Below are 24,971 nucleotides of genomic sequence, written 5' to 3'. Positions count from 1 at the left end.
TAAAGACCATCAAATAGTTAGCAATGTTCGCAAGAAGCTCAATGTTCTCACATAAATGACGGAAGGGCGTGCTAAAATCAATCCGCTGCCGGCCGCCCACCAACGTACGACCGCGTCGCCTCGACTAACAGCTTGCGGTAGGTACTCGAGTCGGGCTCTCGTACGAGGTCTCGAAATCGACGGCGGAACCACTCGAAATCGACCTCGGGGGCGTCCATCGCGGCCGCGTGTGCAAGGTCGTACAGCCGGTGATCGTCCTCGAGCAGGTCGTGACGCTCACAGAGTGCGAGTGCGAACGCGGCGTTGACGGCTGTGATCTCTGGGTCGGCGGCAGGCGAGATGCGCTCGAGGCCGGGGCGGGGTGGCGACTGTGGCCGATCCGCGAGCGCGGTCGCGAGACTGGACTCGAGGAAGGCGAGCAGTTTCTCGCCCGGGCCGACGGCCAGCGTAATGTCGTCGGCGTAGATGTCTTTCATGTGGTTCGCGATCTGATAGCAGTGAGAGAGTTTGCGGCGTTCGACGCTCTTGCCGGCCAGTGCGAGATAGAGCACTTCCTCTGTCGACTGGGTGTGGGAGGGGTGGGCCTCCTCGTGACGAGCCATGTGGGCGAACTCGTGGATGGCGAGTTCGCGGGCGAGCGCGCTCGAGGCGGCCTGTCTGGAGATGTTCAGCACGTGGCAATCGTCGTAGTGGGCGGCCCAGGTTCGAACGTCGGGATCGTCGCGAATCCGGACGTGGACGGGTCGAGAGAGATCGCGTTCGGTCTCGAAGAGGTCACGGGCTCCGAGAAAGGGAGCCGCGGGGCCCGATCCGTGTACTCGTATATCCATGCGTGACGTTCCCAAGGGCTGAGTCGATATGGGTCTTACGCCCGTCCTCGCATGCTGGGATGGTCGTTCGTTGCGGTCAGGCGCCGTCGGATGAGTGGCATTCACTCGCGTAAACCCGACAGTCACTCGTTCCAACGGATAGATTCGCGGGATTTGGCCGGCTGGAAACAGCACCCTTTTGACCCCGCTTCCGGTAATAGGGCGTATATGGGCCGACGCAAGAAGATCGTACAGGAGTGTGAACGGCTGATGGACGAGCCGGAGAACATCCGGAACATCGCCATCGCCGCTCACGTCGACCACGGCAAGACGACACTCTCCGACAATCTGCTCGCCGGCGCGGGCATGATCTCCGACGAGACCGCCGGAGAACAGCTCGCGATGGACACCGAAGAAGACGAACAGGAACGCGGGATCACCATCGACGCGGCGAACGTCTCGATGACCCACGAGTACGAGGGGACGAACCACCTCATCAACCTCATCGACACGCCGGGCCACGTCGACTTCGGTGGCGACGTCACGCGTGCGATGCGTGCCGTCGACGGGGCGTTGGTGGTCGTCGACGCCGTCGAGGGGGCGATGCCCCAGACCGAGACGGTGTTGCGACAGGCACTGCGCGAGGGCGTCAAGCCGACGCTTTTCATCAACAAGGTCGACCGTTTGATCTCCGAACTGCAGGAAGGTCCCCAGGAGATGCAGGAGCGACTCCTCGCCGTCATCCACGACGTCAACGAACTCATCCGCGGCATGACCGAGGAGATGGACGACGTCGACGACTGGACCGTCTCCGTCGAAGACGGCACCGTCGGCTTCGGCTCCGCGCTGTACAAGTGGGGCGTCTCGATGCCCTCGATGCAGCGCACCGGCATGGACTTCGGCGACATCATGGAGATGGAGCGCAGCGACCAGCGCCAGGAACTCCACGAGCGCACGCCGTTGTCGGACGTCGTGCTCGACATGGTCTGTGAGCACTTCCCGAACCCTGTCGACGCACAGCCCCGCCGTATCCCGCGCATCTGGCGCGGTGACGCCGAGAGCGACCTCGCCGAAGGGATGCGTCTCGTCGACGAGACCGGCGAGGTCGTCTTCATGGTCACGGACATCTCGATGGACCCACACGCCGGCGAGATCGCCTCCGGTCGTGTCTTCTCGGGTAGCCTCGAGAAGGGCCAGGAGCTGTACGTCTCCGGCACCGCGGGCAAGAACCGCGTCCAGTCCGTCGGGATCTACATGGGTGGCGAGCGCGAGGAAGTCGACGAAGTTCCTGCTGGTAACATCGCCGCCGTCACCGGTCTCCGGGACGCCATCGCCGGCTCGACCGTCTCGAGTGCGGAGATGACGCCCTTCGAGTCGATCGAGCACATCTCCGAGCCGGTCATCACGAAGTCCGTCGAGGCAAAGAGCATGGACGACCTGCCGAAGCTCATCGAGACCCTGCGGCAGGTTTCCAAGGAAGACCCGACGATCCAGATCGACATCAACGAGGACACCGGCGAACACCTGATCTCCGGGCAGGGTGAACTCCACCTCGAGGTCATCACCCAGCGTATCGAGAAGAACCAGGGCATCCCCGTGAACACGGGTGAGCCGATCGTCGTCTACCGCGAGGCACCCCAGCAGGCAAGCGCCGAGGTCGAGGGAATCTCGCCGAACCGTCACAACCGCTTCTACATCTCCGTCGAGCCGATGGGCGAGGAGCTTGTCGAGACGATCAGGCTCGGCGAGGCGTCGATGGACATGCCCGAGCAGGAACGCCGCGAGGCCCTACAGGAGGCCGGCATGGACAAGGACACGTCCCAGAACGTCGAGACCATCCACGGGACGAACATCCTCATCGACGACACGAAGGGTATCCAGCACCTAAACGAGACGATGGAGCTGGTCGTCGAAGGGCTCGAGGAGGCACTCGACAACGGTCCACTCGCCAACGAGCCGGTCCAGGGCTCGCTCATCCGCCTGCACGACGCCCGGCTCCACGAGGACACTATCCACCGCGGTCCGGCACAGGTCATCCCGGCAACGCGTGAGGCGGTCCACAAGGCGATGATCGACGCCGAGATCAAGATGCTCGAGCCGATGCAGGACGTCCGGATCGACGTGCCCAACGACCACATGGGTGCGGCAAGCGGCGAGATTCAGGGTCGTCGTGGCCGCGTCGACGACATGTACCAGGAAGGCGACCTGATGGTCGTCGAGGGTATCGCCCCCGTCGACGAGATGATCGGCTTCGCGAGCGACATCCGCTCTGCGACCGAAGGACGTGCGTCCTGGAACACCGAAAACGCCGGCTTCGAGGTCATGTCCGACTCGCTGCAGACCGAGAAGATCATGGAGATCCGCGAGCGCAAGGGTATGAAGCTCGAGCTGCCCGAGTCGATCGACTACATCTAGATCTAGACGGCGCTCGGATTTCGCCGTCGACCGTTCACGTTCATGCCCACGCCTACGTCAGGGTCGATCAGCCGTGGCTCAAGCGCGATCTGGAAGGGAAGGGGAAGTGACAGCGAGCTGCCACACCGGCCACGTATGGAAGAGGACGCCGTCGAAATCTCGAGTCAGCGGCCCTGACCGGATTACCGGCCGAGTTTCTCGCGACTGATGGCGATGCCGGTCGGGGTGATGATGATCTGATCGTCGCCTTTCTGGACGATGTCGCCGTCGACCTCGCGGGCGACCTGGCGGAGTTCGTCGATGACGTGTTCGGACGTGCTGTCGTTCGTCCGCAGACGGGTGATGTCAGCGATGACGATATCGCCGTCGTAGACGGCGTCTTTGATGTCGATCGCCGATGCCTGGCCGTCGATTTCGGCGATGTGTACCTGCATCGTCGCGTCGCCGGCGTGATCGGAGACGTCGTCGAGGTCGAGTTCGACGTAATCCTCGGTGGATCGCGACGTTCCGCCGCCGAGAATCGTATCCATGAAGCCCATAGCGGACAGACACCCGCGCTGGCAGTATAGTTCTTACGTCAGACGGAGTGTCAGGAGAGTCAACGGGTCGGCCGCCACGCCGTGTTGGTCACTCCCAGCCGCCTCGAGGAACTCGGCAGGGACCGTCGTCACGTCGATTCCCCAGGCGATCGGGAGCCACAGCAACGCGAGCGCGGTGATCAGGAGGATGCCGATCACGTTGAGTCCGACACCGACTTTCGCCATCTTCGGGATGGTGATGTAGCCGCTGCCGAAAACGATCGCGTTCGGCGGCGTCGCGACCGGAAGCATGAATGCGAAAGAGGCAGCGGTCGCACCGGCGATCATCAGCCCGTAGGGGTGTACCTTGATGCCGACCGCGACACTGGCAAGGATCGGCATGAGCATCGCCGTCGTCGCCGTGTTCGAGGTGACTTCGGTGAGGAAGACGGTCATGACGACGACCACGAAGAGGATCACGAGCAGCGAGACGCCCTCGAGTGCGGTGAGTCCGTCGCCGATCCAGACTGCGAGTCCGGTCTCGCTGAAGCCCTCAGCGATCGCCAGTCCGCCACCGAACAACAGGATGACGCCCCAGGGGATGTCTTTCGCGTTCGTCCAGTCGAGCAGGAACGTGAACTCTCCGTCGTCGGTCTCGGTTGGGAGCAAGAAAAGCACCATCGCACCGCCGATGGCGACGATCGTGTCCGCGTCGTCGGGGACGGAGAGGAGCCCGACCTGATCGACCAGACTCGCTCCGATCCACGAAAGCGCCATCCCGACGAAGACGACGAGCACCAGTCGTTCCTGACGACCCATCACACCCAGCCGCTCGAGTTCGCGGTCGATGGTATCGACGCCGACCGGGAGCTGGTCGAACTCCGGCGAGAGCGCGATACGGGTGACGTAGACGTAGACGATTCCGAGCCCGAGGACGGCGATGGGGACGCCGTAGACCATCCACTCGCCGAACGTGATGCGCTGATCGAACAGCGTCTCGGCCTGGCTGGCAAAGAGGATGTTCGGTGGCGTGCCGATGAGCGTCGCGACGCCGCCGACCGACGCCCCGTAGGCGATACAGAGCATCAACGCGACGCCGAAGGAGAACTCGCCTTCGCTTGTGTCGATCTCGAGGCCGGCGTCGTCGATCAGGTCGCCGGTCTGGTAGATGACTCCGAGCGCGATCGGGACCATCATCATGACGGTCGCGCTGTTCGAGACCCACATCGAGAGAAACGCCGTCGCGAGCATGAACCCGAGGATGAGCTGCGAGGGCCGGGTACCGACGAGTTTGATCGTCCGCAGGGCGATCCGCTTGTGGAGACCCCATCGCTGCATGGCCATCGCGAGGAAAAAGCCACCCATGAACAGGAAGATCAGCGGATGGGCGTACGACGGTGTCGTCTCCGCGACCGGCAGCGCGCCGGTCAGCGGAAAGAGAACGATCGGAAGCAGCGAGGTCGCCGGGATCGGGATCGCTTCGGACATCCACCAGACGGCGACCCATGCTGTGACGGCCGCGACGGCCTGTGCTTCCGGCTCGAGTCCTGCAGGCGTCGGCGAGAGAGAGATCAGGGCAAAGAGAACGGGTCCGAGCACGAACCCGCTCTTTTGTCGGCGTCCGTAACCGTCACCGACGTCAAACGGCGAGTCGTCCCCACCGCCCGGCCCCCCCGCGTCAGTCGGTTCGTCGTACCCGCCGTCCGAACGTGCAGTTTTCGCGAGCGCCTCGTCGCTCACGCCGTCTAGATCCTGGGCGATCCGGCTGCCATCGAGCTGAAGATACGCCTTCGTCTGTGCGTTGAGACGCCACAGATACGACCAGAGCACGTGGCTATCCAGGTTCGACATCCGATTGATGATCTTACGCACGCCAGTTAAGTGGTGTCGATGGCGAACACACGAGCTGTGCTCGACTGACGGTCGTCTTTTTGGGTGGTCGGACCTATGTCACGTTACCGTGACATTCAGCATCTGCGTTCGGGAAGAGTACACGGACGAGACGGAAACGACACAGCGTCGGTTCGGCGTCGCGGTCACGACCAGACTGGCCGGCGTCGGCACGCTCTGTCCGTTCGCCAGCGAGCACGGCGCGGTTGCGACCCAGAGTCTCGTCAACGTCGACCTCGGCCGGCGTGGCATCCGGTACGTCGACGAGGGACTCGCGATCGAAGACGCCCTCGAAGCACTGCTGACTACCGACGACGCCGCCCCCCAGCGCCAGCTCCACGGCGTCGACGCCGACGGCGCGTTCGCCTTCTCCGGCGAGGCGTGCGGGGAGTGGTACGGCCACCGTGAGAGCGAGAGCTACACGGTCGCAGGCAACCTCCTCACGGGTCCGTCCGTTCTCGATGCGGCTGCCGACGCCTACGAGGCCGGCGACGAGAGCGAACCGCTCGCGAAGCGACTGATCGACACGCTAGCGGCCGGCCACGAGGCAGGCGGGGACAAACGCACCGAGTTGCCGGTTCAAAGCGCCGCCATCCTCGTCCAGACGACCGAATCGCACGTCCTCGAGCCGTTCGTCAACGACCTGCGGATCGACGCGAGCGAGGAGCCGATCGCCGACCTGTACGAGACCTACGAACTCGCTGCCCGGAGCTACGCCGACACGATGGCCCGATACGAAGACGCCTTCGCCGACGACGACCTCGAGGAGAGCAGCGACGGATAACCGGCGTCGAAGACGCAAGCGGTGGGTGCCAGCCACGAGGTGAGCCTCGAGCGAGCAGAGTTAACTATCATCCCTGTGAACGGGGGGTCGTGAGATCGCGAACGCGTGCGCTCGCCGTTTCCTGTCTCGCCCTGTTTTGCTCGATTCTGGTCTGGTTCAACTACTCTGCAGTGTTGCCCCTGATCGTCGACGAGTGGGGGCTGTCGGGGACGCGGGCGGGGGTCGTCTTCGGCGTCTTCCAGGCGGGCTATCTCGTCGCGATCGTTCCCGCCGGGTGGCTGGCGGATCGGTACTCGCCGCGGTGGGTGGTAAGCATCGGCGCGGCCGGAACGGGCGGGTTTAGCCTGCTCTTTGCTCTGCTCGCGACCGGATTCCCGTCGGCGTCGCTGCTGCGGTTTCTGTCGGGGCTGTTCATGGCCGGCGTCTACGTTCCCGGGATGCGTTTTGTCAGCGACTGGTACCCGGCGTCAGTTCGCGGTCGGGCGATGGGGATCTACGTCGGGACGTTCTCCGTCGGCAGCGGCCTCTCGTTTCTCGCCGCGACGGCCGTCGCGGACGCGATCGGGTGGCGGACCGCGATCGCCGCGACGAGCGTCGGGGCACTTGCCGTTCCACCCCTGATGCTCGGACTCGCGACGGACAGTCCCGGTCGAACGGCTCGAGGCGGCGGCTGGGACAGTTCGATCCTGCGCAATCGTGCCTACCTCTCGGCCGTGAGCATCTACTCCTGGCACAACTGGGAGCTGTTCGGCGTCAGAAACTGGCTGCTCGCCTTCCTGCTCGTGACGCCTGCGTTCGCCGCGGAGGGTGGGCTGTCGGCGACGGCCGCCGGTCTAGTGGTCGGGGTCGTCACGGCCATGAGCGGCGTCGGAAACGTCAGTGGCGGCTACCTCTCGGACCGGGTCGGTCGGACGCGAACGATCGCGCTCGGGCTGGGCAGTAGCGCCATCTGCAGCGCCGTTCTCGGCGTACTCGGCTGGCTGCCGCCGTGGGCGCTGGTCGGCTTCCTGCTCGCGTACGGAGCGTTACTAAGCGTCGACAGCGCCCCAACCTCGACGCTCGTCACGGAGGTCGTCGACGACGAGGCGGTCGGGACCGCCCTCTCCGTGCAGTCGTTCGTCGGGTTCTCGACGACGGTCGTTTCGCCGGTCGTCTTCGGACTGGCGCTCGACGTCGGCGGCTACGCGCTGGCGTGGCCGACGCTGGCCGCCGGTGCGCTGGCAGGACTCGGCTCCGTGATCGCACTCGAGCGAGCCCGAACGCCTCAGCCGGCGAACTCGTAGAGGTCGTCGCCGACGTGGTGGATGGAGTCGACGACTTTGCCCTCGTCGCCGAGCATCTCCTCGCCGTCGACGCGGGCGCGACCGATCGCCAGCACCTTGCCGTGGGATTCTTCGGCGATCACCACGAGATTGCCGTCGGAGACGTCGCCTCTGACCGCCGTGATACCCGGTCGCATCACGTCCGCGCCGCCGCTGACGAACGAGACGGCACCGGCGTCGACCACGACGACCCGTTGATCGATCTCGTAGTCGTTTGCCCCCCGGACAGTCAGAAACGCCTCGCCGTCGAAGTACGCCACCTGCGGCTCGCCGTCGACCAGGACGACCTCCTCTAAGTCGGCGTCCTCGAACTCGACGCGCTCGTAGGCCTCCCCCTCGAGGTCGACGCCGAGTTTCTCCTCGAGGCCGTCCTCGAGCGCCGCGACGGCGTCACTTCGAAGGTGGTGTCTGGACTTGACCTGCATAGTCTCGACGACGGCCGGTGTCTGCATAAAATGACCGTTCTGTGAACTTCGGTGTGTGGTAATCGCTAAGTGGGCACGCGATGACAGACGACGTATGTGGCCCCGCCGGACGGAACCACCGACGGTGACGTGTATCGCCTGTGGCACGTCAGTTCGGCGCGAGGAGGCACGCGAGTACGACAAGTACGGCGACCGCTGGGACCGCGAGGGCAAGACGTTCGAACACCTCTGTAAGGACTGTGACCGCGAGCTGTGTCGGTACGACCGCGACGAACTCGAGGCGTTGCTCGTCGAGATCGGAACCGGCGACCGAAGCCAGGAGGCGTTTCTCGAGTGGTACGTCGCCCTCGTCGAACAGCGGTACGATCGACTCGAGGAACAGTAGCCGTCGGGTATCGCGACGACGGCGGTGCATCTATTACAGCTGCCGCCGTAGTGTGTGTATCGGTACCGACAGACACAGCCATGACCTGTGCCAACTGTGGGGACGACGTCCCGATCCAGCGGTATCACGTCTACCTCGATACGAACGAGGTCGTCGAGGTCGTCCTCTGTGAGGGGTGTCGCTACAAGTTCGTCACCGCGAACTGGGTGACGGCCGTGGTCTGAGTAACGGACGGTCGTCTACGGCTCCGACCGACTCGCCTCCGAGAGAGGGACGGTCAGATCGTGATCAACACGGCTCCGACGACGATCAGCGCCGCCCCGACGACGACGCCGCTGGTCACGCGCTCGAGATCACGCAACAACACGGCGGCAAAGACGATAGTAAAAAGCGGCGCGGTCGCGACCAGCGGATCGACGATCGCGATTCGGCCCGCCTCGAGGCCGAGTGCGGCCATCAGCGATACCATCGCGACGGTCGTCAACAAACCACTGCCCGTAAAGTAGACGTACGTCTCTCGGGGCATCGCGAGGACGTCGACGTCCCGGTCACGCGCGAGGACGTAGGCGACGAGCGCTATCAGTCCCGCAGTCTCGTTTATCGCGACGGCCTCGAGAGCAGTGATCGGGGCCTCAAGCATGCCGTATCGGCGGGCGACGTTGGCGACGGCAAACGTGGCCGCGGCGGCGATCGGCCACACGAGGTCGAACAGGGTCCAGCCCTCGAGGTCGCCGCCTTTCGAGAGGGCGAGCAAGGTGAGTCCGACGACGAGGATCACGATGCCGGCCGCGGTGAGCGGACCGAGCGGTTCCCCGAGGACGGCGAGTGCGATCAGCGTCGCGAACAGGGGCCGCGTGCTCAAGATGGCGCTGTTGAGACTCGCTCCGACCCTGTCGACGCCGACGAAGATCGTGATCCGGCCGAACGCCGTTCCAATGACGCCCGCGAAGACGAACACGAGCACGACCTCGAGAGTGAGCCCCGCGAACGCGCTCCGGCCGTAGACGACGGCAATGGCGGCCCAGTACAACAGCAACTCGACGGTGACGACGACCAGCGACGCCTGGACGGCGTCGCCGCCGGCAGCCATCCCGCGCTTGTCGAAAATCGGCGCGAGTCCCCAGAAGATCGCGGGCACGAGCGCGAGCGCAACGACCTCGAGCGTCGCGCCGGTCATCGTGGGACCACCGGGTCCGACGTCTCTGCCATCGATGACAGTGGGGACGGCCGACGGGTCAACGTTGCGATGTCGGCGATCACCGCGGATCCGGGCGGCCGACCGGCACCTCGAAGGGAAGCGGAAGGGAAAAACAGGACACCGACTCTTATCTCGACCCGCCGTGTACTGCTACGTGATGTACGACCGCATACTGCTTCCGACGGACGCCCAGGCGGGGACCGAGCTGGCGATCGAACACGCGATCACCGTCGCCGAGAGCCACGACGCCGACCTGTACCTGCTGTACGTCGTCGACAGCGACGTCTACGGCTCCTACACCGGCGACGAATACGTCCACGAGTTCGAAGGACTGGAGTCGGCCCTCGAGCAGGAAGGCGAGGAAGCGCTCGAAGAGATCGCCGACAAGGCCCGCGAAGCGGGCCTCGAGCCGGAGGTGGAGATTCGACACGGGTCGCCCCACGAGCAGATCCTCGAGTACGCCGACGAAGAAGACATCGACTTGCTGGTGATGGGCTCGAAGGAACGACCCGGCGAGTACCGCCGCCTGCTCGGCAGCGTCACCGAACGGGTCGCTCGGCTGGCGTCTCGCCCGGTGACGATCGTCAAGACACCGGTCGAGGAGTAACACATCGGAATTGCGACCGGAATCGAAACATGAACTGGTTTATCCCGTCGGTCGCAAGAGCGAGGCGATGACACTCGTCGCCTTCGACTTCGACGGGACGCTATCGGACTCCGAAATGACCGTACTGCTTGGCGAACGCATCGACGTCGCCGACGACATGGCAGAGATCACGTCACGGGCAATGAACGACGAGATCGGCTACGCCGAGAGCGTTCGCGAGCGGGCGGCCCTGCTCGAGGGACTGCCAGAAGCGAAAGCTCAGGCCGCCTACGACAACGTCGAGCTCCGGGAGGGGGCAGCCGACCTCATCGAGACGCTCAACGACGACGGGATCACGACCGCCATCCTCACCGGCGGCTTCGAACGCGGCGTCGCGTCGGCACTCGAACGAAACGGCGTGTCGGTCGATCACATCCTCTCGAACCGCCTGCCGATCGTCGACGGCGAACTCACCGGCGAGGCCGAGGGACCGCTGATCGAGGGAACGAAAGACGACGCCCTCGAGGAGCTGGCCGCCGACCGGGGCGTCGAGATGGACGAGACGATCGCCGTCGGCGACGGCGCGAACGATCTGCCGATGCTCGAGGTCGCCGGTCTCGCGATCGGGTTCGACCCAAAACCGGCCGTCGAGCCGAGCTGTGAGGTCGTCGTCGAGACGATGGACGAGCTTCACGACGTGTTACTCGAAAACGGCGTCCTCGAAGCGTAGCCCGCCTCGGGGTCGACCCGCAGGAGTCGCCTCGTCGGCCGCAGGCAACCATCAAACTCATACCCGAACCGGCCCTAGTATCGCTTCAGTGTACAGCGTCAACGTCCCGGTCCCCGGCCGCGTACGCGAACTCGCAGCCGATCTCTATCCGTCGCTGTCGCGGTTCGACGCCGTCCGCGAGGACCACTCGCTGTTGCTCAAGCGACTCGGCGACGCCGACCACGTCACCCAGCTCCAGCACCGGGCTCACCGCGCCCTCGAGGGTGCTCCCGCCGTCGAGGCCCGGGTGACCGGCATCGACTACTTCGCCGAGCCGCCGCTTGGCGACGCGCCGGTCGTCTACCTGGCCGTCGAGAGCCCCGGTCTCGAGTCGATCCACGACGACCTCGTCGACACCTTCGGTGCGGTCGACGGACTCGAGGCTGGCGATTACGTCCCCCACGTGACGCTCGCTCGCGGCGGCAACCTCGAGGTCGCCCGAGAGGTCGCCGACCGCGAGATCGAGCCGATCGACTGGACGGTAAGCGAACTCGAGTTCTGGGACGGAACGTACAAACTGCCGGTGAGCCGGGTTTCGCTGCCGGCATAGTAGTGAATTATATTAACCCAAAAGACATAAGAATTAGAGCGCACACTCCGGATGAGATACACCAAGACCTCCGTCATTCTCATCGGTTGCTTCGTACACCCTTTCTCCCCCAATCGGTTTCTCACACTCATTATATTTAACCAACATATACTTCAATCATCTAATTAAAGGTTGCTGCGACAACGAGGATTGTCATCTTTCTCGAGGTTTACGGGGCCTGTGAATTATTATATCTCCAAGGTGTTAAACGAATCTCTCTAATGGGTGAATAGTCCAACACAGTTATACTGTCTACCTTTAAACAGTTCGTTGGCATGTCGACCCTCCACAATTCAAACGACTATAATCATGCTACAGGGACAGCGGAAGATTATCCAACGGTGAGTGCAAGGATTGACCAATGATGGGGTCTCGCACACGACGGAAAGTAATCGCTGGTGCAGGCGGACTAATTCCCCTCAGTGCGTGCATGAGCAGTCCGGATCGTGATGAGGAGAATGAAAGGTCACAGACAAACAGGAGTGATAACGACAACAAGTCAGAGGAAGGGACGGAATCAGAAAAGCCGAAAGAGACAGAAGAGTCGGAAGACAGCAACGGAATGGTCGTGTTTACCTACGATGATTCACCGATTGAGGATTACACGCAGACATTCTCGATCCATCAAGAGTACGAGGTTCCTGGAAACGCAGCAGTCAATCCCGGTCAGATGGGAAGCTCCGACTCCTACTTGACACCCGACCAACTGGAGGAGATGGTTGACGCTGGTTGGGATGTGCTATCTCACACGTACAAACACCGAGCGCTCGGGAAGATTCGACTTGACCAATCACTCGAACCGGGAGATGAACGAGTCTACGTAGACCGGAACAGACACGGGCGGTTCGATGAGGATCCGTTGGTTATTTTCGACGAGGAGAATCGAATAGCTACGGAGGTCGCTGGTCGGGGATCGAATGACACTGGAGAATTCATTGAGTTGACAAATTCGGTAAGTACATATATTTCTGACACAGGATACACCAAATATCCGGAGTGGAAGATTCAGGAAGTGTTAGAGAAGACGGATACTCAGCTAGCGGAATGGGGGTTTGACGTGTCGGGGTTCGTGTATCCTTACGGCCGATATGATGGAGTGGCTGAAGAGATAGTCCGAGATCATTACGACGCGGTTGTGAACCATCGCTGGGGCGGTGGCCTGAACGAGATTGAAGGACTGGATCCAACGACAATGCGGCGAATGTATATCGAAGAGGACGCGGCGTCTGAAGAGGATATCGAGGTATTTCTCGATAAAGCGGTCGAGAACGATGTCCTCGCAATCTTCGGGGCACATTCGCAGTACGAGACGATGACAGAAGAGCGAACGCGATTTACAATTGAATCCGTTCTCGCCCGAGATCTCGAGATCACCACATTGAGCGAGGCGATGACAAGAATTAACTAACCTACCGCGCTGGCGAAGGATAATCTAGTTCTGGCTCACCCTGCTGTTCATGAGGTGTCGGCTACGCGGGGATTTCCGTCGCCTTCCGACGCTCGAGATCGCGTACGTCGAGGTCGACTCACGGACTCACGGCATCGGCGGATCGCCGTCGTAGGCGTCGTGATCGCCGTAGAAGTTGAGCATCGCGAACTTGAGTTTCTCGGGCTCGATGTCGATCAACTCCTCGCGGTCCTCGTGTGGGAAGGTACCGTTGACGCTGTATCTGCCCAGGTCGGACTTCGCCCGTCGAGAGTAGCGTCGATCGAGCAGGGCCCGGACGCCGACGTCCTCGGGCGAACGGATCACACGACCGAGCGCCTGTCTGGTCTTGCGGACGGTCGGGATCTCGACGGCGTAGCGCCAGCCGGTGTCGGTCCCCTCGAAGGTCGCGTCGTAGGCCTCCTGGACCGCCTCGGCCCGGTCGTCGAGGTGGGGGTAGGGAACGCCGACGACGAGCACCGTGCGAGCGTCCTCGCCGTCGAAGCTGACCCCCTCCGCGAGGGTGCCCCACAGCGAGGTCAACAGGACGGAATCGTCGTCCGCGACGAACGACGAACGGAGCTCTTCGGCCGCGACGCCGGGCTCGTCGAGATAGACCGTCGTCGAGAGGTCGGCAGCCTCGAGGCGACTCGCGTACCGGGACGCCTCGGCGTAGTTGGGGAAGAAAACGAGCGTGTTCCCGGGCGTGAAGCGAACGGCGTCACGGATCGTCTCGCCGACTGCGGCCTGGACCTCGGGATCGTCCCGCTCGCTCGCGAACAGTGCCGGCGTCTCGACGGCGTAGGTGCGGCGGTGCTCCGGGGGAAACTGCAGACCGTAGGCCATCGTCACCGGTTCTTCGAGTCCAAGGACGTCCTCGGTCACCTCGAAGGGCTGGAGGGTGGCGCTCATCAACACCGTGGCGGCGACCTCCGCGAACAGCCGGCCGGTCACCTGTCGCGGCAGGCAGGTGAAAAGCTCCGCCCGGCCGTAGACCTCGTCGGTGCCGGCGTCCCGGCGCACGGAGACGACCGGGTACAGCCCCTGGCTCGCGCTCTCGTCCATCCACGCGCGGACGAACGCCGCGGCCTGGAGGGTCTGGCACTCGGTGCGGGTCGTCGTCTCGCCGTTGCGGTAGGCCTCCTCGTACTCCTCGTCGAGGCGCTGTCCGAGCGCGACCGCGGCCTCGAGATCGTCGTCGATCCCCTGGCCCGAGTACCGCTGCAGAAAGGCGAGCGTGAGGTCGTCCCGACGGTCCTCGTTGGCGATTGGAACGTCTTCCCACTCTTCGTCGATCCGTTCTCGCTGTCCGAACGCCATCGACTCTTCGTAGGTCTCGACTACGGCGTCTCGAAACGCCTCGAGAACGTTCGCCGCGTCGTCGGCCCGTGGGTCGTCGCTGTCGTCGAGTTCCTCGAGTGCCGACTCGAACGTCCGCTCCGAGCAGGTCCGGGTGGCGTGTTCGCGGGCGGCGTCCTCGAGGTTGTGGGCCTCGTCGAAGACGGCGATGACGTCTCCGGGGTCGCGACCGAGCCACCGGAAGAACTGCTCGCGGATGGTGGGATCGAGCAGGTGGTGGTAGTTACAGACGACGAGATCGACGCCCTCGAGGCCCTCCTTTAAGAGTTCGTAGCCACAGAGCTCGCGGTCGTCGGCGTACTCGTAGATCGCCGCGGGCGTGCGGACGTCCTCGAACAGCCACTCGAAGAAGTCGTCGGTGTTCTCCCGGAGGTTGTTCCGGTAGTGGTCACAGACGGTCGCGTCCTCAAGGTCCTCGATTTGCTCCTCGAGGTTCTCGAGTTCGTCCATCACGGCGCTGCGGGCCTCGGTGGCTCCCTCGTCGCCGGCCTGGCTCTCGGCGAGCAGGTCACGCTGGCGGGCCTCGAGTTGCTCGCGGTCGCGTTCGGCGTCGACGAGCGAGCGGGTGTTGTCCCGCAGGGTCTGGCACTCCTCGTAGCCGACGTCGATGTGACACATCGATCCCTTCCCCTTGAAGACGACCGCCCGGATCGACTCCTCGCGGGTGATCGCGCTCGCTTCCGCGACGAACTGGCGCATCTGCTGGTGGACGTCGGTGGTGATGATGACCGTCTTCTCCTGTTCGCGGGCGACTTCCAGGGCGGGCGCGAGCGACGAGAGCGTCTTGCCCGTCCCGCAGGCCCCCTCGAACAGCACGTTCTGGCCGCGGGCGAGGGTGTTGTAGATGCGGTCCATCGCCTCGCGCTGGTTCTCGTAGGGCTGGTCGTAGGGGAAAAACCGCATGTAGCCGCCAGTCCCGGACACAACAGGTGATAGGTCGGGCCGGCGATAAAAGCGTTCGTCTCGGTTGTGGGGCCGCGGGGGGCACGACCGCGAGACGAAAGGGTCGTCACCGGCGAGCCCCGACCGTCTGCCATGATCGCGATCTTCTCGGACACCCACGGCACCGACGACCACGGCCTCGAGGGGGCCGCACTCGAGGCGGCTCGCGAGGCCGACGTCGTCGTCCACGCCGGCGATTTCACGACCGAACGCGTCCTCGAGGCGTTCCAGGCGACGTGTCCGACCCTGTTTGCGGTCCACGGCAACGCCGACGAGCCGGCGGTTCGTGATCGGCTGCCGACCGAACGCGTCGTCGCGGCCGAGGGGATCCGGATCGCCGTCAGGCACCGCCACGACGGCGGCGAGACCGGGCTGGCGATGTTCGGCCGCTCGCGCCGAGCCGACGTCGTCGTCACCGGCCACACCCACCGACCCGCGGTCCGTGACGCGGGCGACGTCGTGGTGCTCAACCCCGGCAGTCACGCTCAACCGCGTGGCAACCGACCCGGGTTCGCGACCCTCGAGGCGGAAAACGACGCGCTCGAGGGACGGCTCCGCGAGCCGGACGGGACGGTGCTCGAATCGTTCGAGTACGAATCGGCGTGAGAGAATTGCGCCAGCAGGTGGATGGCGTCGGTCTGAGACGGAAGGCAGCGCATGGCTCGGACCGAGGAGGGGATTGGGCGTCAGAGGGTGTCGTGGCGGCCGCGTCAGCGGTGGAGGGCCGAAGTCCGCGGCGCATCCACGAATACGTATCGAATTGAAAAGTAGTCACCGAAAGCTAAAATACGGGTTTTAGCTACCCACTCGGATCGTCCGTACCGAGAGTCTGGTCGATTCGAGTCGAGGCGTCGGCAGAACCCGTCGGTCGTCGAAACGGTTTTGATCGACGACCGTGTACGGCCGCTATGCTCGGCTTCCTCCCCGACGATCCCGTCATCATCGCGATCGTCGCGATCTTGCTCGCCCTGATCTTCTTTACGTACCTGTTGCTTCGCCGGACCGTCCTCGAGTTCCGCGAAGGGATGGGTCGATAGTATCAACCGAGTGCCGAACCGACGCGGTCGACGGCCGTCTCGACGTCCTCGCGGTCGACGTCGCGGTGAGTGCAGAATCGAAGCGTCGTCTCCCCGAACCGGGTGGCTGCTACATCGTGCGCGCGCAGGCGTTCGAGGACGACCCCTGTCTCCAGTCCCGTTCCGGAGACGTCGGCGAGGACGATGTTCGTCTCCGGCTCCGTCACCGAGAGCCCGTCGATGGCGTCGAGTCCCTCGGCGAGGACGCGGGCGGTGACGTGATCGGTCGCGAGGTCGGAGACGTTCTCGAGTGCGCGCAGGCCGGGGCCGGCGATCACGCCCACCTGGCGCATCCCGCCGCCGAACAGTTTGCGTGTGCGTCGGGCCCGCTCGATAAACGCCTCGCTGCCGGCGAGTATCGAGCCGACGGGCGCGCCGAGGCCCTTCGAGAGACAGCACATCACCGAGTCGGCCGGCTCGGTGAATTCGGTGACGGGAACGTCGAGTGCGACCGCGGCGTTGAACAGCCGCGCGCCGTCTACGTGGACCGGCACGTCCCGCTCGTGGGCCGTCTCGGCTGCCGCGTCGATCGCTTCGGGCTCGATCGCGAGCCCGCCCCGGGCGTTGTGGGTGTTCTCGAGACACAGGAGTCCGGTGCCGGGACGGTGTGGTCCCTCTTCGACGTACGCCCCGTCGACGGTCTCGGGAGCGGGGACGCCGCGGGGATCGGCGTCGACCATTCGCACCTGGAGACCCGAGTGTGTCGCCAGCCCGCCGAGTTCGTACTTCACGACGTGACTCTCCCGATCGGTGATCACCTCCTGGCCGGGATCGGTGTGGACGGAAGCGGCGATCTGATTTCCCATCGTTCCCGTCGGGACGAACAGCGCTGCCTCCATGCCCAGTCGGTCAGCAGCCTGGGCCTCGAGGTCGGTTACCGTCGGATCCTCGCCGTAGACGTCGTCTCCGACCTCGGCAGTGGCGGCGGCCTCGCGCATCTCCTCGTCGGGCGTCGTGACCGTATCCGAACGCAGATCGATCATGCCACCTGATACTGTACGAGCGAAGAAATAGGCGGCGCTCGCGAGAGCGAACAAGCCGAAAGCGGTATGCGGCCGCTGACGGTACATCCCTCGCATGGATCCACGCATTCGCGAACACGCCGAGATCATCGCCGACCACTCCGTCGACCTCGAGGAGGGAGACGACGTCGTCGTCGACGCCCACCCCGTCGCCGAGGATCTGGTCGTTGCCCTGCACGAGGTGATCGGCGAACGGGGTGCGAATCCGATCACGATGACCCAGCGCACGGGCAAGCGCCAGCAGCGAGCCTACCTCCGGGCGTCTGACGGGGAGTTCGAGACGCCCGAGCACGAACTCGCCCTGATCGAGGCGACGGACGTCTACATCGCGATCCGGGCGAGCGACAACGTCACCCAGACCGCAGACGTCGACCCCGAGATCAGCGCAGCCTACCAGCAGGCCCACCACCCCATCCTCGAGGAACGACTCTCGAAGCGGTGGTGTCTCACGCAGTTTCCCGCGCCGGCGAACGCCCAGCTGGCGGAGATGTCCACCGAGGCCTACGAGGAGTTCGTCTGGGACGCGGTCAACAAGGACTGGGAGGCCCAGCGGGACCACCAGGCGAACATGGTCGAGATCTTGGATCCCGCCGACGAGGTCCGGATCGTCAGCGGCGACACCACCGACGTCACGATGAGCGTCGATGGCAACCCCACGCGCAACGACCACGGCGAGCACAACCTCCCCGGCGGCGAGGTCTTCACCGCGCCCGTCCCCGACAGCGTCGAGGGCGAGGTGCTGTTCGACATGCCGCTGTACCACCAGGGCAGGGAGATCACGGACGTCTTCCTCGAGTTCGAGGACGGCGAGGTCGTCGAGCATTCGGCGGCGAAAAACGAGGACGTGCTGACGGAAGTGCTCGAGACCGACGAGGGTGCCCGCCGGCTGGGCGAACTCGGCATCGGGATGAACCGTGCGATCGACCAGTTCACGTACAACATGCTGTTCGACGAGAAGATGGGCGACACCGTCCACATGGCGGTCGGCCGGGCCTACGACGACACCGTCGGCGAGGACAACGAGCAAAACGAGTCGGCGGTCCACGTCGACATGATCGTCGACATGAGCGAGGACTCGTTCATCGAGGTCGACGGCGAGGTCGTCCAGCGCGACGGGACCTTCAGGTTCGAGGGCTGACCCGTGACCGACCTCGGCAAGATCGATCGGGAGACCTTCGACAGCCACGTCGCCTCGAGTCTGGGGGCCGACCGCGACGACGTCCTGCTGGAACCCACCCACGGGATCGACTTCGGCGTCCTCGAGGTCGGCGGCGAGGCCGTCGTCGTCGCGACCGACCCGATCTCGATCCTGCCGGAAATCGGCCTCGAGCGCGCCGCGCGGTTCGCGCTCGACCTCGTGCTCGCAGACGTCGCGGTCAGCGGTATCGCGCCGACCCACCTCGCGATCAGCTTCACGCTGCCCCCGGAGATGGACGACGGGGCGTTCGCGACGATCCAGGAGACGATGGCCGCCGAGTGCCGGGAGCTGGGCGTCGCGATCGTCGCCGGCCACACGGCCCGCTACTCGGACGCGGCCTACCCCTGGGTCGGCGGCGCGACGGCGCTTGGGGTGGGCGATCCCGACCGGCTCGTCCGCCCCGACGGGGCACATCCGGGCGACCGACTCGTGCTGACGACCGGCCCCGCCGCCGAGGCCGTCGGCCTGTTCGCGACGCTGTTCGACGACGAGCTGGACCTGCCCGAAGACGTCCTCGGAGACGCCCGCGAGCGACTCGAGGACGTCTACGCCGTCCGGGACGCCATCACGGCCGCCGCGGCCGGCCCCGTGACGGCGATGCACGACGTGACCGAGGGCGGGCTGGCAGGCGCGTTGAACGAGATGGCAAACGGCGCGGGGGTCCGGTTCGAGATCGACCGCGAGGCCGTCCCGGTCAAAGCCGGCGTCCGGGCGGTCACCGACCACCTCGAGATCGACCCCTGGCACGTCACGAGCTGTGGCTCGCTCCTCGTCGCCGTCGACCCCGACGGCGTGGGGGACGTCCTCGCGGCGCTCGCCGATCGGGGCACCGTCGCAGCGGAGATCGGCCGCGTCGAGGACGGCGAGGGCGTCGTCGTCGACGGCGAGGTGCTCGAGCATCCCGAGGTCGACCCTTCCTGGGAGGCGTACGCCGAACTGGCGGGCGAATAGTCGGCGATCGGCGTCGTCGACCATCATCGATTTGTATAACAGACGAATAGCAACGGGTATGCGACGACCAGCACCCGACGACCGACCCGTCGGACTCACGATCGCGGGCAGCGACTCCGGCGGCGGGGCCGGCATCCAGGCCGACCTCGCGACGATGACGGCAGGCGGCGTCTACGGCACGAGCGTCGTGACCGCGGTCACGGCCCAGCACACCCGGGGCGTCGAGTCCTCACACGTGCTCCCGTCCGCGGAGGTCAGGGCCCAGCTCGAGGCCGTCACCGACGACTTCGACGTCGCCGCGGCGAAGACGGGGATGCTCGCGACGACCGAGATCGTCGAGACCGTCGCCGAGCGCGCTCTCGAGTTCGGGTTCCCGCTCGTGGTCGATCCCGTGATGGTCGCGACCTCGGGGGACCGACTGCTCGATCCAGACGCCGAACGCGCCTACGAGGCGCTGATCGGCGAGGCGGCGGTCGTCACGCCCAACGCCGACGAGGTCGAGGTGCTGACGGATATCGCCGTCGAGGACGAGGCGAGTGCGATCGAGGCCGGCGAGGCCCTCCGTGAGCTCGGTGCCGAGGCCGCGCTCGTGAAAGGCGGCCACGTCCCCGGCGAGACGGTCCGGGACGTGCTCGTGACCGACGACGGCACCCGGACCCTCGAGCACCCCCGGGTCGACACCGACGCGACCCACGGCTCGGGCTGTACGCTCGCGGCGGCGATCGTCGCGGGCCTGGCCCGGGGCGAAGACCTCGAGACGGCCGTCGAGGGCGCGACGGACCTCCTCGCGCGAGCGATCCGCTACCACTACGACGTCGGCCGGGGTCAGGGCGCGGTCAACCACGCCGTTTCCCTCCGCAACGATGCAGCGCGGACGGAGACCGCCGAGGCGGTACGATCGATCGTCGACCGGTTCGTCGCGGCCGACGACTTCACCTCGCTCGTCCCCGCGGTCGGCACCGACGTCGTCGGCGCGACGCCGTACGCGGAGACGCCCGCCGAGACGGCCGCCGTCGAGGGGAAACTCACCCGGACCCCCTCCGGCGTCGCCGCCCCCGGCGGCGTCAGGTTCGGTGCCTCGAGTCGCGTCGCCGACGTCTTGCTCGCTGCACGGGAAACGGACCCCGCACTTCGATTCGCCGCGAGCGTCCGGTTCGACGAGAGCCTCGAGGAGACGCTTTCGGCCCTCGAGTGGGCCGTGATAGAGGCCGGCGACGACGCACCCGTCGGAAGCAGCGCTGCCGACAGCCTCGAGAACGCCCCCGTCGCCGTGGTCGACCGCGACGACGTCGGTCGGGTGGCGACGACGACGCTGCTTGCCACCGACGCGGGGACGCTCGTCGACGGGGCGCTCGAGTTGGCCAGCCGGCTCGAGTGAGACGGACAGCTCGCTCTCGCTCTCGTGGACGGAGCCGACGTTGCGGGGCCCCACAGCGTTTTTACCGGATCGGGTCCACACGAGGCCATGGTCGAGAATCCGTTCGACGACGAGATCCGCGTCGGCGAAGTGCGTGAGGCGACGGCGTTTCCGGAGACGAACAAGCCACGGATGGTCAAGCTGTGGATCGACCTCGGAGACGAGGAGGTTCGGTCGGCCGCACAGCTCGGCTACAACCACGATCCGGACACCCTGCCGGGACGTCAGGTTCTCTGTGCGACGACGCTCGGTACCGTCCGGATCGCCGGCTTCGAGTCGGAGGCGTTGACCGTCTGCGTGCCCGACGAAGACGGCCACCCCGTACTCGTCGAACCCGATCGGGAGGTTCCCCTGGGTGGGCTGTTGTTCTGATCGGGCCTCGGCCGGGCGCCGTGTCGGACCACGCGAGACGAAACCGACCGGATGGATCATTTTCACACCGAAACCCGCAGGACTTTTGCGGTGGAGAGACAGTGAACCGCATATGACCGAGGCGACGGGTATCGTCGGGGAATTTTTCTCGCTCAAAGAAGAGACCGACGCGGGGTTGCTGGCGATGCAGTGTGGTGACTTCTACGAGTTCTTCGGCGAGGACGCCGAACTCGTCAGCGAGGAACTCGACCTGAAGGTGTCCCAGAAGTCCTCGCACGGCTCGTCGTACCCGATGGCCGGCGTTCCCGTCGACGATCTCACCCCCTATCTCACGGCGCTTGTCGAACGCGGCTACCGCGTCGCCGTCGCCGACCAGTACGAGACCGACGCCGGACACGCCCGCGAAATCGTCCGCGTGGTGAGTCCCGGAACCCTCATCGAGACGAGCGACGCCGACGCCCAGTACATGGCGGCCGTCGTCGAGAACGACGGCTACGGGCTCGCGTTCGCCGACGTCACGACCGGACGCTTCCTCGTCGCCGACGCCGAGGACCTCGAGGAGGCGCTGACGGAACTGTACCGGTTCGATCCCGTCGAGGTGCTGCCCGGTCCCGACGTCAGAAACGACGACGAGTTCGTGAGTCGGGTTCGGGATCGTCTCGGAGCGGCGCTGACGCTTCAGGACACGGAATCGTTCGCGCCGAAACGGGCGCGCCACGCCGTCTACGAGCAGTTCGGCCGCGAGACCGTCGACCGGCTCGCCGCCCCCGGGTCCGCGGTCGCCGCCGCGGGCGCGGTACTCGCGTACGTCGAGGAGACCGGCACCGGCGTACTCGCCTCGATGACCCGTATCGGAACCCACCGTAGCGACGACCACGTCACCCTCGACGGCACCACTCAGCGAAACTTAGAGCTCACCGAGACGATGCAAGGCGAGGGCGAGGGCTCGCTGTTCGCGACGCTCGATCACACCGTCACCAGTGCCGGCGGCCGCCTGCTTTCGGAGTGGCTCTGTCGTCCCCGGCGATCGATCGACGTCCTCGAGCGCCGCCAGGAAAGCGTCGGCGCACTCGCCGAGGCCGCGCTGGCCCGCGACGAGCTCCGGGAGACGCTGGGGGAGGCCTACGACCTCGAGCGACTCGCCTCGAAGGCGACCCACGGCAGCGCGGACGCGCGGGACCTGCTCGCAGTGGCGGACACGCTCTCGTTGTTGCCGGAGCTCGCCGACGTGATCACCGCCGAACCGGGGCTTGCCGACTCGCCGCTATCGGCGATCGTCGACCGACCGGATCGCGAGGCCGCCGCGACGCTTCGGGAGGCACTCGCCGAAGCGATCGCCGAGGAGCCGCCGTCAACGGTCACCCAGGGCGGCCTGCTCGAGCGAGGCTACGACGACGACCTCGACGAGGTGATCGACCGCCACGAGGAGGTCACGGGGTGGTTCGAGAACCTCGCCGACCGCGAGAAGCGCCAGCACGGACTGAGCCACGTCACCGTCGACCGCAACAAGACCGACGGCTACTACATTCAGGTCGGCAAGTCAGCAGCCGACGGCGTGCCCGACGAGTACGAGGAGATCAAGACGCTGAAGAACTCGAAACGGTTCACGACCGACGAGCTCGAGCAGAACGAACGCGAGTTGCTTCGGCTCGAGGAGAGACGGAGCGAGCTCGAGTACGAACTCTTCGAGGAGTTGCGCGAGGAGGTCGCCGTCCACGCCGAGCTCTTACAGGACGTCGGACGGACGCTCGCAACCGTCGACATCCTCGCGAGCCTGGCGACTCACGCCGCCGAGAACCGCTGGGTACGACCCGACCTCCACGACGGCGACGCCGTCGCGATCGATCAGGGACGCCATCCGGTCGTCGAACAGACGACCGAGTTCGTCCCCAACGACGTCCGCCTGACCGACGACCGGCGATTCCTCGTCGTCACCGGGCCGAACATGTCCGGCAAGTCGACGTACATGCGCCAGGTCGCGCTGATCGTTTTGCTCGCCCAGGTCGGTAGTTTCGTCCCGGCCCGCGAGGCACGGATCGGGCTCGTCGACGGCATCTTTACTCGCGTGGGCGCGCTCGACGAACTCGCCCAGGGACGATCGACGTTCATGGTCGAGATGAGTGAACTCTCGAACATTCTCCACACGGCGACCGACGAGTCGCTCGTCATCTTAGACGAGGTCGGCCGCGGGACGGCCACCTACGACGGCATCTCGATCGCGTGGGCGGCGACCGAGTACCTGCACAACGAGGTCGGTGCGAAGACGCTGTTTGCGACACACTACCACGAGCTGACGGGGCTCGCCGAGACGCTTCCGCGAGTGGCGAACGTTCACGTGGCGGCCGAGGAACGCGGCGGCGACGTCACCTTCCTGCGAACGATCCGGGACGGCCCGACAGATCGCTCCTACGGCATTCACGTCGCCGACCTCGCAGGCGTTCCGGGTCCCGTCGTCGACCGGGCTCGAGACGTCCTGGATCGACTGCGCGAGGAGAAAGCGATCGAGGCGAAAGGAAGCGGCGACCGCGAGCCCGTCCAGGCTGTCTTCGATCTCTCGAGTGGCACGATGCGGGCGACGACCGACGGCGGCGACGCCGCATCGGGGGAGGAACTCGAGCCCGAGACGGAGACGATCCTCGAGGATCTCGAGTCGATCGACGTCGCCGAGACGTCGCCGGTCGAGCTGATGGCGAAGGTACAGGAGTGGCAACGACGGCTCGACTAGAGTCGTCGCACGATCGACCCCGTCATCTCGAGCGAGCCACAGAACTGACAGACCGGCTCGCCCGTCGGCTCCGGCAGGCCGTTGGCGGCGAACATCGTATTCTCGTCGATCGTCACGGAGACGGGCCGAAGCGGCCACGGCGCGTGACCGATCTCACCGGTCAGCACGCCGCCGTTTGCGGGCGCATAGAACCGACGACGCGCGGTGAGCCAGCGCTCGAGCGAACCGGGTTCGGCGTAGTAGACCTCGCCGTCGGGTCGATACGCCGCCGAGAAGACGGCGTGGTCGTCGCCGAGTCTGGAACTCGAGAAGGCGACGCCCTCGCCGGTGCCGGCGACGTTCCCTTTCGCGTGATACACCGGCAGCCGCGTCGCCCGCTGAAGAAATCGAGCGATGAACGCGTTGGAGACGTCGATGCTGAAGAAAAACAGCCCCGGGTCGCCCGCGTAGCGGACGTAGGTCCGGACGTTGAGTTCCGGAAACGAGAGTCGCGAGACGGCCGGCGAGGCCCGGATCCCGGCACGGGTGAGCACGAACGGGAGTACGCTCACCCACGCGTTCCCGTCGCGGATATCGAGCTCGAGCGGCTCCGGAACGTGCGGTCTAAGCGATTCCGGATCGACGGGCCAGTGTGCGAACAATCCGTCACGCCAGGTCATCGAGAACAGGTGTGGCGTTCGCGGGGAGCTCGCGGGCTGTGCCTGCGGGCGTCGTCCGACGTCGGCGGACTGGCGGTCGTGGTCGTGGCCGGCCGTCATGCTCGACGCTTGGCGAGGGCGAGCAGTTTCGTGAC

Annotated in this window: 24 protein-coding genes; 16 read left to right on the top strand and 8 right to left on the bottom strand. The window is 65.4% G+C overall.

Features of this window, described 5'->3' with window-relative positions:
• Positions 1-77: 77 nt before the first annotated feature.
• The gene (locus tag QQ977_RS07545; RefSeq protein WP_285928553.1) at positions 78-830 is read right to left on the bottom strand and encodes a DUF5781 family protein; all 753 of its coding nucleotides are present in this window, start codon (positions 828-830) and stop codon (positions 78-80) included.
• Positions 831-1,037: 207 nt separating this feature from the next.
• On the opposite strand from QQ977_RS07545, the gene QQ977_RS07540 reads away from it, so the two are divergent.
• Positions 1,038-3,224: an elongation factor EF-2 gene (locus QQ977_RS07540; RefSeq protein ID WP_285928551.1), complete on the top strand. Its 2,187-nt coding sequence runs from the start codon at positions 1,038-1,040 to the stop codon at positions 3,222-3,224.
• 182 nt (positions 3,225-3,406) lie between these two features.
• On the opposite strand, the gene QQ977_RS07535 is transcribed toward QQ977_RS07540, so the two are convergent.
• Positions 3,407-3,763, bottom strand: coding sequence for a cell division protein SepF (locus QQ977_RS07535; RefSeq protein ID WP_285928549.1), 357 nt, complete (start codon positions 3,761-3,763; stop codon positions 3,407-3,409).
• A 33-nt stretch (positions 3,764-3,796) separates the two neighbouring features.
• Positions 3,797-5,593, bottom strand: coding sequence for an SLC13 family permease (locus QQ977_RS07530; RefSeq protein WP_285928547.1), 1,797 nt, complete (start codon positions 5,591-5,593; stop codon positions 3,797-3,799).
• 109 nt (positions 5,594-5,702) lie between these two features.
• On the opposite strand from QQ977_RS07530, the gene QQ977_RS07525 reads away from it, so the two are divergent.
• Both QQ977_RS07525 and QQ977_RS07520 read left to right on the top strand, forming a co-directional pair.
• Positions 5,703-6,416: a DUF1028 domain-containing protein gene (locus QQ977_RS07525; protein ID WP_285928545.1), complete on the top strand. Its 714-nt coding sequence runs from the start codon at positions 5,703-5,705 to the stop codon at positions 6,414-6,416.
• Positions 6,417-6,505: 89 nt separating this feature from the next.
• A complete protein-coding gene (locus QQ977_RS07520) occupies positions 6,506-7,699 on the top strand; it encodes an MFS transporter (protein WP_285928543.1) in 1,194 nt (397 codons plus the stop codon).
• On the opposite strand, the gene QQ977_RS07515 is transcribed toward QQ977_RS07520, so the two are convergent.
• Complete coding sequence (locus QQ977_RS07515) at positions 7,681-8,163, bottom strand: RNA-binding protein (protein WP_285928683.1); 483 nt, start codon at positions 8,161-8,163, stop codon at positions 7,681-7,683. The genes QQ977_RS07520 and QQ977_RS07515 overlap by 19 nt on opposite strands.
• A 94-nt stretch (positions 8,164-8,257) precedes the next feature.
• Here QQ977_RS07515 and QQ977_RS07510 point away from each other — a divergent pair, with 94 nt between their 5' ends.
• Positions 8,258-8,548, top strand: coding sequence for a DUF7562 family protein (locus tag QQ977_RS07510; RefSeq protein ID WP_285928542.1), 291 nt, complete (start codon positions 8,258-8,260; stop codon positions 8,546-8,548).
• Between the two features lie 80 nt (positions 8,549-8,628).
• Positions 8,629-8,772, top strand: coding sequence for a hypothetical protein (locus tag QQ977_RS07505; RefSeq protein ID WP_285928541.1), 144 nt, complete (start codon positions 8,629-8,631; stop codon positions 8,770-8,772).
• A gap of 53 nt (positions 8,773-8,825) precedes the next feature.
• Here the strand turns inward: QQ977_RS07505 and QQ977_RS07500 are convergent, their stop codons facing one another.
• Complete coding sequence (locus QQ977_RS07500) at positions 8,826-9,725, bottom strand: DMT family transporter (RefSeq protein ID WP_285928538.1); 900 nt, start codon at positions 9,723-9,725, stop codon at positions 8,826-8,828.
• 178 nt (positions 9,726-9,903) lie between these two features.
• On the opposite strand from QQ977_RS07500, the gene QQ977_RS07495 reads away from it, so the two are divergent.
• The 4 genes from QQ977_RS07495 to QQ977_RS07480 all read left to right on the top strand — a co-directional run bounded on the left by QQ977_RS07495 (position 9,904) and on the right by QQ977_RS07480 (position 13,098).
• Positions 9,904-10,353: a universal stress protein gene (locus QQ977_RS07495; protein ID WP_285928537.1), complete on the top strand. Its 450-nt coding sequence runs from the start codon at positions 9,904-9,906 to the stop codon at positions 10,351-10,353.
• Between the two features lie 67 nt (positions 10,354-10,420).
• Positions 10,421-11,062 carry a phosphoserine phosphatase SerB gene (gene serB, locus QQ977_RS07490; RefSeq protein WP_285928535.1) on the top strand — a complete coding sequence of 214 codons (642 nt, stop codon included), beginning with the start codon at positions 10,421-10,423 and terminating at the stop codon, positions 11,060-11,062.
• 88 nt (positions 11,063-11,150) lie between these two features.
• Positions 11,151-11,651 (top strand): 2'-5' RNA ligase family protein, encoded by a 501-nt coding sequence (locus QQ977_RS07485; RefSeq protein WP_285928533.1) that lies wholly within the window; start codon positions 11,151-11,153, stop codon positions 11,649-11,651.
• A gap of 469 nt (positions 11,652-12,120) precedes the next feature.
• A complete protein-coding gene (locus tag QQ977_RS07480; protein WP_285928531.1) occupies positions 12,121-13,098 on the top strand; it encodes a polysaccharide deacetylase family protein in 978 nt (325 codons plus the stop codon).
• Positions 13,099-13,224: 126 nt separating this feature from the next.
• Here QQ977_RS07480 and QQ977_RS07475 read toward each other — a convergent pair whose 3' ends face one another.
• Entirely contained in the window at positions 13,225-15,399 is a 2,175-nt protein-coding gene (locus QQ977_RS07475) for an ATP-dependent DNA helicase (RefSeq protein ID WP_285928530.1), read from the bottom strand.
• A 111-nt stretch (positions 15,400-15,510) separates the two neighbouring features.
• On the opposite strand from QQ977_RS07475, the gene QQ977_RS07470 reads away from it, so the two are divergent.
• Complete coding sequence (locus QQ977_RS07470; protein ID WP_285928528.1) at positions 15,511-16,023, top strand: metallophosphoesterase; 513 nt, start codon at positions 15,511-15,513, stop codon at positions 16,021-16,023.
• Between the two features lie 302 nt (positions 16,024-16,325).
• Complete coding sequence (locus tag QQ977_RS07465) at positions 16,326-16,454, top strand: hypothetical protein (RefSeq protein ID WP_285928525.1); 129 nt, start codon at positions 16,326-16,328, stop codon at positions 16,452-16,454.
• Between the two features lie 2 nt (positions 16,455-16,456).
• On the opposite strand, the gene QQ977_RS07460 is transcribed toward QQ977_RS07465, so the two are convergent.
• Positions 16,457-17,476: a threonine aldolase family protein gene (locus QQ977_RS07460; protein ID WP_285928523.1), complete on the bottom strand. Its 1,020-nt coding sequence runs from the start codon at positions 17,474-17,476 to the stop codon at positions 16,457-16,459.
• Positions 17,477-17,570: 94 nt separating this feature from the next.
• On the opposite strand from QQ977_RS07460, the gene QQ977_RS07455 reads away from it, so the two are divergent.
• The 5 genes from QQ977_RS07455 (at position 17,571) to mutS (ending at position 24,178) form a co-directional block, all read left to right on the top strand.
• Positions 17,571-18,653, top strand: a complete 1,083-nt coding sequence (locus QQ977_RS07455; protein ID WP_285928522.1) for an aminopeptidase — start codon at positions 17,571-17,573, stop codon at positions 18,651-18,653.
• 3 nt (positions 18,654-18,656) lie between these two features.
• Positions 18,657-19,664, top strand: coding sequence for an AIR synthase family protein (locus QQ977_RS07450; protein ID WP_285928521.1), 1,008 nt, complete (start codon positions 18,657-18,659; stop codon positions 19,662-19,664).
• A 58-nt stretch (positions 19,665-19,722) separates the two neighbouring features.
• The gene (gene thiD, locus QQ977_RS07445) at positions 19,723-21,042 is read left to right on the top strand and encodes a bifunctional hydroxymethylpyrimidine kinase/phosphomethylpyrimidine kinase (protein WP_285928520.1); all 1,320 of its coding nucleotides are present in this window, start codon (positions 19,723-19,725) and stop codon (positions 21,040-21,042) included.
• A gap of 87 nt (positions 21,043-21,129) precedes the next feature.
• On the top strand, positions 21,130-21,453 hold the full coding sequence (locus tag QQ977_RS07440) for a tRNA-binding protein (protein ID WP_285928519.1): 324 nt from the start codon (positions 21,130-21,132) through the stop codon (positions 21,451-21,453).
• Between the two features lie 112 nt (positions 21,454-21,565).
• Positions 21,566-24,178: a DNA mismatch repair protein MutS gene (gene mutS, locus QQ977_RS07435; RefSeq protein WP_285928518.1), complete on the top strand. Its 2,613-nt coding sequence runs from the start codon at positions 21,566-21,568 to the stop codon at positions 24,176-24,178.
• Here mutS and QQ977_RS07430 read toward each other — a convergent pair.
• On the bottom strand, positions 24,175-24,936 hold the full coding sequence (locus QQ977_RS07430; protein WP_285928517.1) for a YqjF family protein: 762 nt from the start codon (positions 24,934-24,936) through the stop codon (positions 24,175-24,177). The genes mutS and QQ977_RS07430 overlap by 4 nt on opposite strands.
• Positions 24,937-24,971 lie beyond the last annotated feature (35 nt).

Source organism: Natrialbaceae archaeon AArc-T1-2, from assembly GCF_030273315.1.
Taxonomy (GTDB): Archaea; Halobacteriota; Halobacteria; order Halobacteriales; family Natrialbaceae; genus Tc-Br11-E2g1.
This window is presented reverse-complemented; position numbering and strand designations above follow the sequence as displayed.

Coding starts and splice junctions, on each gene's coding strand:
- QQ977_RS07545 (WP_285928553.1), bottom strand. CDS start 830: ATGGATATACGAGTACACGGATCGGGCCCCGCGGCTCCCTTTCTCGGA.
- QQ977_RS07540 (WP_285928551.1), top strand. CDS start 1,038: ATGGGCCGACGCAAGAAGATCGTACAGGAGTGTGAACGGCTGATGGAC.
- QQ977_RS07535 (WP_285928549.1), bottom strand. CDS start 3,763: ATGGGCTTCATGGATACGATTCTCGGCGGCGGAACGTCGCGATCCACC.
- QQ977_RS07530 (WP_285928547.1), bottom strand. CDS start 5,593: ATGTCGAACCTGGATAGCCACGTGCTCTGGTCGTATCTGTGGCGTCTC.
- QQ977_RS07515 (WP_285928683.1), bottom strand. CDS start 8,163: ATGCAGGTCAAGTCCAGACACCACCTTCGAAGTGACGCCGTCGCGGCG.
- QQ977_RS07510 (WP_285928542.1), top strand. CDS start 8,258: ATGTGGCCCCGCCGGACGGAACCACCGACGGTGACGTGTATCGCCTGT.
- QQ977_RS07505 (WP_285928541.1), top strand. CDS start 8,629: ATGACCTGTGCCAACTGTGGGGACGACGTCCCGATCCAGCGGTATCAC.
- QQ977_RS07500 (WP_285928538.1), bottom strand. CDS start 9,725: ATGACCGGCGCGACGCTCGAGGTCGTTGCGCTCGCGCTCGTGCCCGCG.
- QQ977_RS07495 (WP_285928537.1), top strand. CDS start 9,904: ATGTACGACCGCATACTGCTTCCGACGGACGCCCAGGCGGGGACCGAG.
- serB (WP_285928535.1), top strand. CDS start 10,421: ATGACACTCGTCGCCTTCGACTTCGACGGGACGCTATCGGACTCCGAA.
- QQ977_RS07480 (WP_285928531.1), top strand. CDS start 12,121: ATGAGCAGTCCGGATCGTGATGAGGAGAATGAAAGGTCACAGACAAAC.
- QQ977_RS07470 (WP_285928528.1), top strand. CDS start 15,511: ATGATCGCGATCTTCTCGGACACCCACGGCACCGACGACCACGGCCTC.
- QQ977_RS07465 (WP_285928525.1), top strand. CDS start 16,326: ATGCTCGGCTTCCTCCCCGACGATCCCGTCATCATCGCGATCGTCGCG.
- QQ977_RS07460 (WP_285928523.1), bottom strand. CDS start 17,476: ATGATCGATCTGCGTTCGGATACGGTCACGACGCCCGACGAGGAGATG.
- QQ977_RS07455 (WP_285928522.1), top strand. CDS start 17,571: ATGGATCCACGCATTCGCGAACACGCCGAGATCATCGCCGACCACTCC.
- thiD (WP_285928520.1), top strand. CDS start 19,723: ATGCGACGACCAGCACCCGACGACCGACCCGTCGGACTCACGATCGCG.
- QQ977_RS07440 (WP_285928519.1), top strand. CDS start 21,130: ATGGTCGAGAATCCGTTCGACGACGAGATCCGCGTCGGCGAAGTGCGT.
- mutS (WP_285928518.1), top strand. CDS start 21,566: ATGACCGAGGCGACGGGTATCGTCGGGGAATTTTTCTCGCTCAAAGAA.
- QQ977_RS07430 (WP_285928517.1), bottom strand. CDS start 24,936: ATGACGGCCGGCCACGACCACGACCGCCAGTCCGCCGACGTCGGACGA.